Annotated in this window: 14 protein-coding genes and 4 pseudogenes; 12 read left to right on the plus strand and 6 right to left on the minus strand. The window is 61.7% G+C overall.

The features are described 5' to 3' along the window. Window positions 1-29: 29 nt before the first annotated feature. Both MUN84_RS00335 and MUN84_RS00340 read right to left on the minus strand, forming a co-directional pair. Complete coding sequence (locus MUN84_RS00335; RefSeq protein ID WP_244696150.1) at window positions 30-338, minus strand: hypothetical protein; 309 nt, start codon at window positions 336-338, stop codon at window positions 30-32. Continuing rightward, the gene (locus MUN84_RS00340; protein WP_244696151.1) at window positions 326-472 is read right to left on the minus strand and encodes a hypothetical protein; all 147 of its coding nucleotides are present in this window, start codon (window positions 470-472) and stop codon (window positions 326-328) included. The genes MUN84_RS00335 and MUN84_RS00340 overlap by 13 nt, the downstream gene beginning before the upstream one ends. Window positions 473-774: 302 nt before the next feature. Here MUN84_RS00340 and mnmA point away from each other — a divergent pair, with 302 nt between their 5' ends. From mnmA to MUN84_RS00390, 10 genes and pseudogenes are all read left to right on the plus strand, one after another. After that, entirely contained in the window at window positions 775-1,908 is a 1,134-nt protein-coding gene (mnmA, locus tag MUN84_RS00345; RefSeq protein ID WP_244696152.1) for a tRNA 2-thiouridine(34) synthase MnmA, read from the plus strand. Window positions 1,909-2,225: 317 nt separating this feature from the next. Further along, window positions 2,226-2,882, plus strand: coding sequence for a hypothetical protein (locus MUN84_RS00350; RefSeq protein WP_244696153.1), 657 nt, complete (start codon window positions 2,226-2,228; stop codon window positions 2,880-2,882). Window positions 2,883-3,092: 210 nt separating this feature from the next. Beyond that, window positions 3,093-3,323 (plus strand): hypothetical protein, encoded by a 231-nt coding sequence (locus MUN84_RS00355; RefSeq protein ID WP_244696154.1) that lies wholly within the window; start codon window positions 3,093-3,095, stop codon window positions 3,321-3,323. After that, entirely contained in the window at window positions 3,314-3,667 is a 354-nt protein-coding gene (locus tag MUN84_RS00360) for a hypothetical protein (RefSeq protein ID WP_244696155.1), read from the plus strand. The genes MUN84_RS00355 and MUN84_RS00360 overlap by 10 nt, the downstream gene beginning before the upstream one ends. Continuing rightward, entirely contained in the window at window positions 3,628-4,650 is a 1,023-nt protein-coding gene (locus MUN84_RS00365; protein WP_244696156.1) for a S8 family peptidase, read from the plus strand. Before MUN84_RS00360 ends, MUN84_RS00365 begins: the two co-directional genes overlap by 40 nt. Before the next feature lie 414 nt (window positions 4,651-5,064). Continuing rightward, window positions 5,065-5,304 (plus strand): hypothetical protein, encoded by a 240-nt coding sequence (locus MUN84_RS00370; RefSeq protein WP_244696157.1) that lies wholly within the window; start codon window positions 5,065-5,067, stop codon window positions 5,302-5,304. A gap of 211 nt (window positions 5,305-5,515) precedes the next feature. After that, a pseudogene (rpe, locus tag MUN84_RS00375) lies at window positions 5,516-6,199 on the plus strand (ribulose-phosphate 3-epimerase). Between the two features lie 9 nt (window positions 6,200-6,208). Continuing rightward, window positions 6,209-7,639 (plus strand): TonB-dependent receptor, encoded by a 1,431-nt coding sequence (locus MUN84_RS00380; protein ID WP_244696158.1) that lies wholly within the window; start codon window positions 6,209-6,211, stop codon window positions 7,637-7,639. A gap of 232 nt (window positions 7,640-7,871) precedes the next feature. After that, window positions 7,872-8,555, plus strand: coding sequence for a hypothetical protein (locus MUN84_RS00385; RefSeq protein WP_244696159.1), 684 nt, complete (start codon window positions 7,872-7,874; stop codon window positions 8,553-8,555). Beyond that, on the plus strand, window positions 8,549-8,758 hold the full coding sequence (locus MUN84_RS00390) for a hypothetical protein (protein ID WP_244696160.1): 210 nt from the start codon (window positions 8,549-8,551) through the stop codon (window positions 8,756-8,758). The genes MUN84_RS00385 and MUN84_RS00390 overlap by 7 nt, the downstream gene beginning before the upstream one ends. Before the next feature lie 117 nt (window positions 8,759-8,875). Here the strand turns inward: MUN84_RS00390 and MUN84_RS22655 are convergent, their stop codons facing one another. The 4 genes and pseudogenes from MUN84_RS22655 to MUN84_RS00405 form a co-directional block, all read right to left on the minus strand. Further along, window positions 8,876-9,163, minus strand: a complete 288-nt coding sequence (locus tag MUN84_RS22655) for a sterol desaturase family protein (protein WP_262920603.1) — start codon at window positions 9,161-9,163, stop codon at window positions 8,876-8,878. Between the two features lie 71 nt (window positions 9,164-9,234). Next, window positions 9,235-9,687: pseudogene (locus MUN84_RS22660) on the minus strand (sterol desaturase family protein); the annotation flags it as partial. A gap of 70 nt (window positions 9,688-9,757) precedes the next feature. Continuing rightward, window positions 9,758-10,324, minus strand: coding sequence for a Crp/Fnr family transcriptional regulator (locus MUN84_RS00400; protein ID WP_244696161.1), 567 nt, complete (start codon window positions 10,322-10,324; stop codon window positions 9,758-9,760). A gap of 89 nt (window positions 10,325-10,413) precedes the next feature. Then, window positions 10,414-11,388 carry a DUF2911 domain-containing protein gene (locus MUN84_RS00405; RefSeq protein ID WP_244696162.1) on the minus strand — a complete coding sequence of 325 codons (975 nt, stop codon included), beginning with the start codon at window positions 11,386-11,388 and terminating at the stop codon, window positions 10,414-10,416. A 529-nt stretch (window positions 11,389-11,917) separates the two neighbouring features. Here MUN84_RS00405 and hisG point away from each other — a divergent pair. Beyond that, window positions 11,918-12,768: pseudogene (hisG, locus tag MUN84_RS00410) on the plus strand (ATP phosphoribosyltransferase). 128 nt (window positions 12,769-12,896) lie between these two features. Continuing rightward, window positions 12,897-14,197: pseudogene (hisD, locus tag MUN84_RS00415) on the plus strand (histidinol dehydrogenase). Window positions 14,198-14,295 lie beyond the last annotated feature (98 nt).

A 14,295-nucleotide genomic window follows, 5' to 3' on the forward strand; every position in this document is an offset into this window, starting at 1 on the left:
CCAGCCAGATGGGGTACTGGCGGGCGTACTCAGTTAGCCGGATTACCTCCGCCGGATTGGGCAGGGGGTAGGCGCAGTGGCCAGCACGAAGCCCTGGTAAAAGGGGCCTGCTCGCGCAGCAGCAACTCCACGTCCTCGTGCACCATGTCCGGAATCCAGGTGATGAAGCGCAGGGCCGGCACGGTCAGCGCGGCCAGCTCATCGGCGGGGTGGCGGCGGTGCAGCAGTACGGCGTGCAGGCCGCATTCCTGCACCAGCTGGTTGATTTGCTCAATGGGTAGGGCGTCAAATTCCCCGATGAGCTGCACGCCGGCCACCCAGCCACTCAGCTCGCGCACGGTTTCGGGCGTGAGATAGTCGGCGAAGGCCGGGTCAAGACGAAACGTAAGCGAGTCGGCCCCATACCGGCGCAGTAGCGGGCGTCGGAGAGGTTATTAATGCCGCGCACCATCACGGGAACTAGCAAAGCCATAGCAGGGAAATCAGAAAGGAAACCGAAAGGGAGAGCCGCCGGTGCTGGCTGCCGCTGCAATATTCAAAGAATTTTAGGGGCGTAGCATGCGTTTATCGGCCAAGGGCGGGGCAACTCGCTTAGAACAAGCCTTCTAAGTAGGTAGAAAATTTTTGCCACCGGTCAAGCTCGTCGTGTTGGGGGCTAGTGGCCGGTTGCGGGGGAGGAAACTCACCTGCCGGTTTCGGGCGTAACATACAATTGCGCGTACCTTTGCGTATTCGGCCGGAACCTTTCACGCTTCGGGCGCAATTTGATTCAGTATGAACACAACGAAAGGACGGGTGCTGGTAGCCATGAGCGGCGGCATCGACAGCTCCGTGGCGGCCGTGCTGCTGCATGAGCAAGGCTATGAGGTGGTCGGCATGACCATGAAAACCTGGGATTACGCCTCGGCGGGCGGCAGCAAGAAAGAAACCGGCTGCTGCTCCCTGGACAGCATCAACGATGCCCGCCAGATTGCCGTGGAACTGGGCTTCCCGCATTACATCATCGACATCCGCGACGAGTTCGGGGACTTTGTCATCAGCAACTTCACGGAGGAATATTTGGCGGGCCGTACGCCCAACCCCTGCGTGCTCTGCAACACCCACATTAAGTGGGATGCGCTGCTGCGCCGGGCTGATCAGCTGGGCTGCGAGTTTATTGCCACCGGCCACTACGCCCAGGTACGGGAGGAAAACGGCCGCTACGTCATCAGCAAAGGCCTTGATGATAATAAGGACCAAAGCTATGCCCTCTGGGGCGTGACGCAAGAGAGCCTGGCCCGCACCTTGTTTCCGCTGGGGCAGCTGCGCAAAACGGCTATTTACGACTTTGCCCGGGAGCGGGGCTTCACCGAGCTGGTGAACAAGCCCGAGAGCTACGAAATCTGCTTTATTCCCGACAACGACTACCGCGGCTTTCTGCGGCGGCGGGTACCGGGCCTGGAGGAGCGCGTGGCCGGCGGCGAGTTTGTGTTGCGCGACGGCACCGTAGTTGGCAAGCACGAGGGCTACCCCTTCTACACTATCGGGCAGCGCAAAGGCCTGGGCGTAGCTTTGGGCTTTCCGGCCTACGTCACGGCCATCGACCCGGAAACCAACCGGGTGGTGCTGGGTAACTTCGAGGATTTGGCCAGCACGCGCACGGTAGTGGGCAAGCTGAACATGGGCAAATATGCCTCCTTGGAAGGCCGTGGGCTGGTGCCGAGCATTACCAAAATCCGCTACAACCACGACGGTTCCCCGGCGTTCTTGGAGCAAAAGGGCGACAAAATCTACATCTACTTCGAGGAGGCGGTACACGCCGTAACGCCGGGCCAGGCTGCCGTTTTCTACGAGGGAGAAGACGTGCTAGGGGGGGCTGGATTGAGCGCCACACCATCGGTGAAATCCCCGAGCCTGCAGCGGCCGTAGTAGCGGCCCAGTAGTACGGGCTGCCATCGTAGCTGCTAAGCCGGGGCGCGGACGAATGTTCGCGCCCGTGCGTTCGGGCTGGGCCCGCTTGCTGCCGCTGGGCCCACAGGCCCGGCTACCGCCGAAATGCCGGAACCAGTCGGGCCGAATGATAGTTTGAGCGGCCAAGGGCCGGAAGTATGCGGATCCTGTGCTATTTTTCCAGCATTATCGACACTGTATGAAGAAGACGTATTCTCTACTTGCTCACTTGCTGCGGCGCCCGGCCGGCGCGTGGGCGCTGTTACTACTTACCACCGCCGGAGGGCTGACGGCTTGTGAAAACGAAACCGTGCCCGTGCCGGACCAGGGCCGGGATTACTACCCCTGGAACTGGGGCGTACCGGATTTACGACGTAATTGACACTGCCTACCAGGCCAACGTGCCCACGGTAAGCCGCTTCCAGTTTCGGGAGCAGGTTGACACGGCCCTGGAGCCCGATGCTACCGGCCAGCCCGTGTACCGCGTTATCCGCTCCCGCCGCACCCTGGCCACGGACCCCTGGAAGATAGACTCGGTAATCACCGTGGCGGTTAAAGGCCAGGCCCTGACGGAACAGCGTAACAACCGCCGCACGGTGGAGTTGGTATTTCCGGTGCAGGAAGGCAAAACCTGGAACATTAACGCCTTTAATACCCTGGATTCGCTGACGGTCGTGAACCGCTTTTACGTCGGCGCCAACCAGCCTTTCCGCATCACCCGCGGCGGGCAAACCTACCAGTACGACCAAACCATTACCACAGTCAATGACTTGGCCCAGGACGTGAATGCAGCCTACACCACCGTGCTACGCACGACTTTTGCCCGCGGCATTGGGCCGGTGTACCGGGTGCGCCGGCGCTTTATCAGCCGCTGCGACGCGGTGGGCTGCAATCCAGCCTTCAAGCAGCAGGGCCAGTCGCGCAGCGAGGTGCTCATAGCCTCCGGAAAATAGCAGTCTTCAGGCGGCCTTACGGTTCCTTACCACCACGCCGACGCGACTCCTCGCGCCGGCGTGGTGGCTGCTGGGCTGCGCTGAAATTGGGGTGCCCTCAGCCGGTGCAAAGCGGCCCGGAAAAGGACAAAATCCAGGATTCCTTCGTATCTTCCGGCAAGTCAATTCGGCACACGAATGGTTCTATCCCGCTCTTTTTTCCGCTTGGTATTGCTTGCTGGAATAAGCACCCAAGCCCTGCTCTCGGTTGCCGCCGGCAACCACCCGCTGCACCCGGCTCCTGCCCGCACCGCGGGTACCGTGCGCAAGCACCTGGTGTACTTCAAGGACAAAGCCGGCACGCCCCACAGCATCTCCCAGCCCCAGACATTTCTTTCGGCCCGCTCGGTGCAGCGGCGGCAGCGGCAGAACATTGCCATTCTGCCCGCGACTTGCCCGTAAGCCCAGCCTACGTGCAGCAGGTTAAGGCCGTGTCCGGAGCTCAGGTGTGGTACACGTCGCGCTGGTTTAACGCCGCCGTCGTGGCCTGCGACTCGGCGACGCTGCAACAGCTGCAGGCGCTGCCCTGCGTCCGGTCGGCCCGCACCCTGAACCGGGGCCTGCCCGGCACCCGCAAGCGCGGCAACGGGGACCAAGTGCCTACTACCCAGGAACGCAGCACCCGCAACCAGTACGGCAAGGCCTTTACGCAGGCCCAGATGATTGGCGCGGTGAAAATGCACGAGGCTGGCTTTCGGGGGAGGGCATGCAGATTGCCGTGTTCGATGCCGGGTTTCCGGGGGTGAATACGGCGCCGGCTTTTGCGGCCCTGTATCAGGAGCAGCGCCTGGCCAGCACCTTTAACTTCGTCGACAAAAACACGGCCGTTTACCAGCGCAACAGCCACGGCACCCAGTGCCTTTCCACCATGGCCGGCAACCAGCCGGGCGTGTACATCGGCACGGCGCCCAAGGCCACCTACCACCTGTGCATCACGGAGGATGCCTCCTCTGAGCATCCGGTGGAAGAAGCCAACTGGCTGCTGGCGGCCGAATACGCCGATTCCGCCGGGGTCGATATTATCAGCTCCTCGCTGGGCTACAATACCTTTGACTACCCCTCCATTGACTACACCTACGCCGACCTGAATGGGCGCACGGCCCTGTCTAGTCGCGCCGCCACGGTGGCCGCCCGGGTAGGCATGCTAGTAGTGAATAGCGCGGGCAACGAGGGCGCCAGCTCCTGGCGCTACGTCACGGCCCCGGCCGATGCCGATTCCATTCTGTCAGTGGGGGCCGTTGACTCCCTGCTGGTGCGGGCCTCCTTCAGCTCCCGCGGACCTACCGCCGACGGCCGCATCAAGCCGAATTTGGCTGCCATGGGCTTCCAAACGGCCATTGTGGCACCCGATGGCAGCGTGAACCGCGGCAACGGTACTTCCTACTCGTGTCCGGTGCTGGCGGGCATGGTTGCGGGTTTCTGGCAGGCTAATCCGCGCCTCACGGCCCAGCAGGTTATCAGCTTCCTGCAGCGCTCCGGCAGCCGGGCCACGGCCCCGAATGATGAGGTGGGCTACGGCATCCCAAATTTCGTGTCGGCCTACAACTTGGCGAACCCCGGTACGCCTCTGGCTGCTAGTGCGGCCGCTGCCCGGCAGGAGCTGTTCATTTACCCTAACCCGATCAAGGAAACGGAGCTGTACCTGCAACTGGCCGTAGGCTTTCAGGCGGTGCCGCTCCGGGTGCGCATCTATGATGCCCGGGGGCGCTGGTGTCCGAGCAGCAGGTAGCCCCACCACGGCCAGCGCCGTCCGCCTGCAGCCGGGCGTCCTGGGCAAGGGCGTGTACACCTGTACCATTAGCGCCGGCCGCGAACAGCGCACGGTACGGTTCGTCAAACTGTAGCTTCTGCGCGCTATAACAACTTCTTAACCGGGGTAGGTAGCTTTTAACGTGGTTAAAAGCTACCTACCCCGGTTTTTTTAGTCAAGTACAGGAGTAGTTTTTGCTATTAATATTAGTTTATTGCACATTAAATTAGCTAATTCGGGACCTATTCGGAGCCTGATTTTGTTACATATTCACGACTATACGTCGATTTTACACTTCCAACTCTCTTCCAGTATGTTACAAATGATGGTCTCCAAGCGCATTGGGCGCCGGCAGTTTCACTTCACGGTGCAGGGCCCAACTTTCACGAGGTAGTGGCTGAGTACGACCGGCTGAGCTTCCCCGATGTGCCCAAGTGTGGCCTCTGCGGCTCCGATAACCTGGACCTGACGGCCCGGGTCGCCCAGGATAAATTCAAATATACCTCCGTCAAATGCCTGGATTGCCGCGGCGACGTGACTTTCGGCAAACGGCAGGACGATGACCAAACCGTGTTCCTGCGCAAGACCGAGGACGGCAAGCTGGATTGGCGCGCCTGGGAAAAGCCCAGCTAATGCTACCCCGCCGCTTTCACTCCCCAAGCTGAGCACAAGACGAGGCCCCGGAATACTAGCTGTTCCGGGGCCTCGTTATGATGAGCGGCGGTAGGTTATCGTATGGGAATGCGGAGTTGCTGCCCGTTGTACTTCCGGCAGGATCAGCGGCTCACCTTACCGGCAGCTCACCGCAATCCGCTACTTTCGCAGCATGAATTCTACCCGTCGTATGGCCCCGCTGCTGGCGCCCTCCTTACTAGCCGCTGATTTTGGTAATCTGCAATCCGAAACGGAGCGGCTAGCCGGCTCCGCCGCCGACTGGCTGCACTTCGACGTGATGGACGGGCGCTTTGTGCCCAATATTTCCTTTGGAATTCCCGTCTTGCAGGCCGTGCACCGTCACGCCCAGCAACCCATTGATGTGCATTTGATGATAGAGGAGCCCCAGCACTTCCTGAGCGCCTTCCGCGACGCCGGGGCCGCCAACATTACCGTGCATTACGAAGCCTGCCCCACCTGCACCGGGTGGTGCAGCAGATTAAGCAGCTGGGCTGCCGGGCCGGGGTAGCCCTGAACCCGCACACGCCCGTCTGGGTGCTCGAGGACATTGCCGCCGATTTGGACCTGGTCTGCGTGATGTCGGTGAATCCCGGCTTTGGGGGCAGTCGTTCATTCCCAATACCTTACGCAAAGTAGCGGCCCTGAAAGAGCTGCTCGTGGACAGTGGCTCGGCGGCCCTGATTGAAATTGACGGGGCGTGAGCCTGGACAATGCCGCCGCCCTGGTAGAAGCCGGCGCCGACGTGCTAGTGGCGGGCTCCTTTGTGTTTAACTCTCCCGATCCGGTGGCTACGCTGGCCCAGATGCGCCACCAGCTGTCAGCCCTGGCCGCCGATACGGAGGACTACAACTAAGCCGCCCGGATGCCGAAACTTTTCCGTTCTCGTTCGGGGCTGTGGCTGCCTCTGCTGTTGCAGGCGGTGCCCGTAGGGGTGGGGCTGGGCCTGATTGTGGGCCCCGCCAGTACCGTGCAGGCCCAGCAAACCGCCCGCGTGCTCGTGACGGGTACCGTGCGCGACGCGGCCGGGCAGCCCCTGGAACAGGTAGCCGTGGGAGTGGAGGGCCTAGTAGGCGGCACGAGCACCGACGACCGGGGCCGGTTTGCCTTGCCGGTGGTACGCCCACTCAATGGCAAAGCGCCCGTGCTGGTAGCGCGCCGGCTGGGCTACCAAACCCAGCGCCTGACGCTGAACCTGCAGGAGCAGCGCGAGCTTAGCCTTACGCTCACGGAGGACACGCGCGCCCTGGGCAACGTTACGGTGCGGGGCCGCTCCGACGCGGCCGACACCCGGGAGCAAGTCAGTATTATTCCCCTGGACCCGCGCGCGGCCAAGGAAATTCCTTCCCCCTTCGGCGACTTTAGCGCCGTGCTCAAAACCCTACCGGGGGTAGCCAGCACCAATGAGCTAACCAGCACCTACTCGGTGCGGGGCGGCAACTACGAGGAAAACCTGGTCTACGTCAATGGGTTTGAGGTGTACCGGCCGTTTCTGGTAACGGCCGCTACCCAGGAAGGATTGAGCTTTATTAATCCGGATCTGGTGGACCGGGTGGAGTTTTCTACCGGCGGCTGGCAGCCCAAATTCGGCGACAAGCTGTCCTCGGTGCTCAACGTGGAGTACAAGCAGCCCGCCGCATTTGGGGCCTCCGCCACGGCTAGTCTGGTGGGCGGCACGGCTCACGTGGAGGCAGCCTCGCTTAGTAAGCGGGTGAGCTACCTGGCCGGGGTGCGCTACAAGAACGCCACCTACGTGTTTAACTCCCTGCAGCAGCAGCAAGGCCGCTACAACCCCACGTTCTACGACGGGCAAAGCCTGATTACCCTGGCCCTGGGGCCGCGAGAAAACCTGGAGCGCACTACCCTGGGCGTGTTTAACACGTTTGCGCACAACGATTTTCGCTTTAACCCCGAAAGCGGGGAGAGTACCTTCAGCACCGCCGCCAACCAACTTTCCCGCCTCTACATCTTCTACGGAGGCCAGGAGCGGATGCAATACGACACCTACCAGGGTGGGCTGAACCTGCGTCACGCGTTGCAACCCAACCTGCGCCTGGAGCTGCTGGGCGGGCTGCTGTACTCGCGCGAGTTTGAGTACCGCGACGTGGAAGCGGCCTACAGTATTGCCGAAATCAACCGCGACCCGGACTCGCCGGACTACGGCCAGGACCTGGACCGCCGGGGCTGGGTTCCCGCTTCGACCACTCCCGCAACTACCTCACTGCCCGCATTGCTACCCTGGAAACGCGCGGCACCTGGACGCCCGGGCAGCGAAGCGCCGTGCGCTGGGGGCTGAAAGTGGGGCGGGAGCGAATTCAGGATGAGCTGAATGAATACAGCTTCACCGACTCGGCCGACTACGTGCCCGATGCCCGCCGGACCCGCCTGCGCTCCGACTTGCGGCTGGAAAGTACCCGCACTCAGGGCTACGTACAGCACACCTACCAGCTGGATTCACTCAAAACCCTGACCTACGGGCTCCGCCTCAACTACTGGACGGTCAATCAGCAGCTTAACCTCAGCCCCGGGTGCAGTACGCCTTTACCAGCGCCCGTAATCCGCGGGTGTCCTGGAAGGCGGCGGCCGGGGTGTACTATCAGCCGCCCTTCTACCGGGAGCTGCGCTACCAGTCTGGGGCCCCGCAAGCCCAGCAGGGCGAGCTGAACCTGGACCTGCGGGCCCAACGTTCCCTGCATTTTATTGTGGGTAACGAGCTGCGCTTTACCAAGTGGGGCCGCCCGTTTCGCTTTACTGGCGAGGCCTACTATAAGTACCTGACCGACGTCGTGCCCTACGATATTGACAACGTGCGCCTGCGCTATTTCGCCCAGAACAACGCCACGGCCTACGCTGCCGGCCTCGACGCGCGCGTAAGCGGGGAGTTTATTCCCGGTACCGAGTCGTGGTTTAGCTTGGGCGTGCTCACGACCCGCGAGAACCTGAAGGACGATTCTATCAACACCTTTGATGCCGATGGCAACGTAACCGGCCGCGTGCCCAAGGGCTATATTCGCCGGCCCTCCGACCAGCGGCTGAACCTGGGCGTGTTTCTGCAGGACAACCTGCCGGGCAACCCCTCGCTGAAGGGCTACGTGAACCTGGTATTTGGCACGGGCCTACCCTTCAGCCCCCCGACAACCCGGATTTGCGCGGCACCAGCAAACTCACCCGGTCCTACAAGCGCGCGGACCTGGGCTTTACCAAGGTGCTGACCCTGCGCACGGCCGTGGAAGAAGCCAGCGGGCGCGCCGTGCAGCTGAAAACCTTGTGGGCCAGCCTGGAAATCCTCAACGTGCTTGGGGCCGACAACCTGGCCGGCTACAACTACATTCAGGACCTGAATGGCCGCCTCTACGCCATTCCTAACTTCCTCTCGCGCCGCCTCGTGAACCTGCGGATAACGGCCCGGTTTTAAGGGCAGAACCGGAATATTTCCTAGTAGAAAGCCCCACTAAACTAATCTAGTGGAGCTTTCTACTAGGAAATATCCCTGTTCTGCAACTCGACAACCGTAGTGTTGCCCTTTACTGCCTCAGCTCTGCTTGACTGCCTCGTGCACATCCTGGAAGCGAAGCATGGCTCCGAGCTGTTCTTCTTTGTCGGCATCGAAGCCACAGGTAGCGTGGAACTCGGCGGGGTTGCGGTAGGTCCCAAAGAGCCAGTCCCAAATGACAAGGTCGCCGTAGTTGTGGCTGTGTTGTTGGTATTGGTGATGGACGCGGTGCATTTCGGGGCGCTGAAACACGTAGCCAACCCAACGGGGAGTGCGCACATTGGTGTGGTAGAAAAACTCGCCCAGGGCGGTGCAGAGCGTGTACACGGCCCGGCGGCGGGGCTCAAGCCCAGAACGGTGTACACCAGCAGCCCGCCGATCAGAGAATTCACGGTCATCTCCAGCGGGTGCTTATAAAAGGACGTGATGACCTCAATCCGCCGCGGGCTGTGGTGAATTTGGTGGAAGTGCAGCCACAGAAAATCCTGGGTGTGACGCCAACGGTGCCACCAGTAAAATACGAACGTTGCTACGACGTAGGCTAGCAGCCCGCCCGTTACCGGCCCCACGTAACGGGACACCTGTAGCAGGGAGTAGGCGGAAAACCATTTTTCCCAGCTGATTCCGGCCACCACTACCACAAGCAGTTGAGCAAGGTTGATGGTAAGCACCCGCAGGGGCCAGGTAGATACGTAGGGCAGCTTCCATCCAGGAATTAGGCGCTCCAGCACAAAGCAAAAGGCAAAGGCCACGAAAATAATGACCAGCATGGGTGGCGCGCTCCATGGCGGAAGCGTCAGACAGAGGGCGGTGCTGCCGCAGTGGAAAGCGGCCTGAATGGTGGGTTGCATAAAAAGAAGCGGGTTGGTGAAATCCTGCTCCAAAGGTGCGGCGGCGGCACTAGGCAACCCTTGATATTTATCAAGAACGGCGGGTGCGCAGGCGGCTCAGGGTCTCCGGGGTCAGGCCCAGGTGGGAGGCCAGCATTTTGAGCGGTACGCGCTGGAAAATATCGGGGTAGTGAGCCAGCAGCTGGTCGTAGCGCTCCGCTGCCGAGAGCATGCGCAGCTGCAAGGCCCGCTGCTCACTGAGCACGTAATACTGCTCGGTGAGGCGGCGGCCGATGAAGTTGAACTCCGGAAACTGCCGGTACAGCTCCTGCAGCTGCTCGTAGCTCAAGGACCAGAGCACGCACTCGGCCAGGGCCTGGAGGTATTCGTGGGAGGGCTGCCGGGAGAAAAAGCTGAGAATCGAAACAATGAAGTTGCCCTCGTGCATAAACCAGGCGGTAACCTCCTTGCCTTCTTTGAGGTAGTAGCCGCGCACCAACCCGGTTTCCAGAAAATACAGCCGCTGGGCCGTGTGGCCAGGCTGCAACAGGTGCTGCCGAGGGCTGGCCGTGTCGCGCCGGACCTGCTGGCGCAGGGCCTGCTCCAACCCGGCTGACAGGGGGTGAATGGAATGGCAAAGCCGCAGAAATTCTTCCATGGCTCCCAAGATAACCCCAAGCCGCAACCAATAATAAAAAGCCGCCTTGCTGATAAGGCGGCTTTAAATAGTAGAAGCGGGGTAGGGTGCTAGTACGCTTTGGCCTGCCACTCCGTGAGGGCAATGCGCATGCTGGGCAGCTGACTTTTAAAGGTGCTGTCTTCCTTGTCACCGAGCTTGATGGCTTTACGCGCGTACACGATAGCCGTGCCAAAATCCTGCTGCTGGGCCAGTAGGCGCGCTTTCACCCAGTTGTTGGTGGCCGCATCCTGCAGGCGCAACGACTCATTAATATAGGTGAGGGCGCGCTCGGCCTCAATGTTGTTCTGCACCAGATAATCGGCTGCCTGGGCCAGCAGCTGCCAGTCGCCGGGCTTTTGCTGCAGCACCCGCTCAATACCGCTGAGCACCTGTTTGTGCACTTCGGTTTCAATGGGCAAGGTGAGGGTGCGCTTTTCCCAGGTCAGATTTAGGTGGGCGCCCGTGGGCTTGATGTCGGAAAACCAGTACAGCAGATTCTCGTGAAACGGCGCGGTTTCCGGCATGGCCGGCACCCGTACTACGTCGTCGCGCTGGTCGTAGCCCTCGGCGCCCCAGTGGGTAGTCACCCGGTTGAGTACCAGTTCCCAGTCCCGGTCTTGGTGAGGAACCACGTAAAAAGAGTACTGGCCCGCTGGCACCGTTTGCCCGCGCAGCAGCACGGGGGTAGAGAAGGTGATAAGCGTATTCTCGTTGGCCCCGGCCCGCCACACTTGGTCGTAAGGAACTAGGCTGCCCCACACGGCGCGCGCCCGCACGGCCGGCGCGTGATAGTCCACGGTTACTTCCGTCAGGCCAAAGGTTTGGCTAACCAGGGCCCGGGGGCTGGCTTGGGGCAGGGGGAGCTGCACTGGCTGGCTACCAGCGGCGTTAGCCGCGGGAGCCGGGGCAGCAGGAGTAGGCACTACCGGAGTTTCAGGCGCGGATGAAACGGGGGCGGCAGACTGGGCCTGGGCCCGGCCCGCCGCGCATAACAGGCTAATTCCTAACCCCAGACGGAAAGCCGCGAGCCGGACACGATTCATAAGCAAAGGCAACAACAGGTAAGCAGCAGAAGAAGGTAGGCGGTCAATGGTGGCGTAGGCCTGAAACAATGATGCCAGAAATCAGGTTGCAGGGAGGCGGAAAACGTAAAGGTCCGGCTTTCGCGTAAAATTTTTGCCGAAAAGTTTTCATCCTACCCGTTGGCCCGTACATTTGCCCCGCTACTACCAGCCTCGTATGCCTTTCTCCGCGCTGTTTTCAAGCCCCTGCCACCAGTTGGCCGCCCACACGCTGGGCCGCCTGGCCGGGCCATGCGCGTCGCAGCACCAGCATCATCACGGGCACCATTCCTCTTTCTAGAGGAATATATGCATCATATTGACCCCGTTGGGCGAACCGAACTGGTTCCCCGGCCCCCGCAACCAGGTGGCCCCGGCAGTGTATTGCCTTTTCCAACGTCTTGGGTCCCGCTTCCCGTATTCTCCGGCAACTCATCCTGAATAGGACGTACGATTCGGCCCAGACCGGCCCCGGCTTACTTCCTACTTCTTCCCCTTAATTCCACACGATATGCTCCGTCTGGCCATCCAGAAATCGGGCCGCCTCAGCGAAGACTCCCTGACCCTGATTCGGGAGTGCGGTATCAGCTTCCTGACGTCCTCGTACAAGCTGAAAACCGAAGCCACCAATTTCCCGCTCGAAATCCTGTACCTGCGCGACGACGACATTCCCGGCTACGTGCAGGATGGCGTGGCCGACCTGGGCATTGTGGGCCAGAACGTGTTGGTGGAAGCTGGCCTGCCCCAGCTGGAAATTGAGGGATTGGGCTTTAGCAAGTGCCGCCTGAGCCTGGCCGTGCCCCGGGCCGCCGGCTACGATTCCGTGGCTGATTTGCAGGGCAAAAGCATTGCCACGTCTTACCCCAGATTCTAGGTTCTTACCTGCAGGAGCGCGGCGTAACGGCCAACCTGCACACCATCAGCGGGTCGGTGGAAATTGCCCCGAGCATTGGGCTGGCCGAGGCCATCTGCGACATTGTGAGCAGCGGCTCCACGCTGCTGGGCAACGGCCTGCGGGAGGTAGAAACCGTGTTCCGGTCCGAAGCCGTGCTCATTGCCAACCAGGCGTTGAGCCCGGAAAAGAAAGAGTTGCTGGAGCAGCTGCAGTTCCGGATGCAGGCCGTGCGCCGGGCCCGCCGCAACAAATACATCGTGCTGAATGCCCCCGTTGCCGCCCTGGATGCGGTAAAGGCCCTGTTGCCCGGCATCAAATCGCCCACGGTGACGGCCCTGGCCGAGGAAGGCTGGGTGTCGGTGCAATCGGTGGTAAACGAGGATGATTTCTGGCACATCACCGGGCAACTCAAGGCCGTGGGTGCCGAGGGCATTCTGGTGCTGCCCATTGAAAAAATGATTGCCTAACTGGGTATTGGGGACCTAGGAGCGTAGAGTCTTGGATGAAGTTCGGCGGCAACCTGAAAACGCAGTCGGAAAAAACGTCAACCAAGCCCCTACGTTCCTAGCCCCAAGTCCCCAAGCCCCTACATCCGATGCAACTCTTTTCGTACCCCGCCCCGCAGCAGTGGCCGGCGCTCCAGCAGCGCGCCGCGGCCCAGCAGGCTCAGGACATTGACCAGCGGGTAGAGCAGATATTCGCCGACGTGCGCCAACGTGGCGACGCGGCTTTGCTGGACTACGCTCAGCGCTTTGATGGTGCCGATCTGTCGGCGGGCCTGCGCGTAAGCCTGGAAGAGCTGACTGCCGCCGCCGCCCAGGTGCCCGCCGAACTGCAGGCCGCCATCCGGCAGGCCCACGCCAACATTCTGCGGTTCCACCAAGCGCAGGTACCCCAGCCGGAGGAGGTTGAAACCATGCCGGGCGTGCAGTGCTGGCGTCGGGCCGTGCCCGTGCAGCGGGTTGGCCTCTACATTCCCGGCGGCACGGCTCCTTTGTTTAGCACCCTGCTCATGCTGGGCGTGCCGGCCCGGCTGGCGGCCTGCCCGAGGTAGTGCTGTGCACGCCCCCGCAGCGCGACGGTTCGGTGAACCCCGTTATCCTGTTTACGGCCCAACTACTAGGCATTACGACCATTATCAAGGCCGGCGGCGCCCAGGCAGTGGCGGCCCTGACCGGCGGCACGGCCTCCGTGCCCGCCGTGGATAAGATCTTTGGTCCCGGCAACCGCTACGTCACGGCGGCCAAGCAGCTGGCTACCCGCTACGGCGTGGCCATTGATATGCCGGCCGGGCCCTCGGAAGTGCTGGTTATTGCCGATGCCTCCGCCAACCCCGCCTTCGTGGCGGCCGATTTGCTAAGCCAAGCCGAGCACGGCCCGGATTCGCAGGTGATTCTGCTCTCGGATTCTCTGCCCATGCTAGAGGCCACCCAGGCCGAGGTAGCCCGTCAGTTGCGGGAGTTGCCCCGGGCCGAGGTGGCGGCTCAGGCCCTGCAGGAAAGCCGGGCCATTCTGCTGCGTACGCCCGAGGAAATGCTCTACTTCTCCAACCAATACGCGCCGGAGCATTTGATTTTGGCCGTGCAGAATCCGGAGCAGCTGGCCGCGGGCGTGACCAGCGCCGGCTCCGTGTTTCTGGGCCACCTAACCCCGGAAGCGGCCGGCGACTACGCCTCGGGCACCAACCACACCCTGCCTACCAACGGGTACGCCCGCAACTACAGCGGCGTGTCCCTGGATTCTTTCCTGAAGAAAATCACCTTCCAGCGGCTTTCCCCCGAGGGTTTGCGCCACGTGGGGCCGGTGGTGGAACTGATGGCGGAAGCGGAAGGGCTGCGGGCTCACGCCCGCGCTATTACCCTGCGGCTGGAGTCCCTGGCCGCGCCGCAGGGGTAGGCACCCACTGATTCCCCAATCCGGCCTCTCAAGGCAGCCGACTCCTTAATATATAGTGTGCACTGGGCGGGCCGTCCGCCTACCTGCTAGCAGCAGCA

This window comes from Hymenobacter sp. 5516J-16, assembly GCF_022919335.1.
Classification (GTDB): domain Bacteria; phylum Bacteroidota; class Bacteroidia; order Cytophagales; family Hymenobacteraceae; genus Hymenobacter; species Hymenobacter sublimis.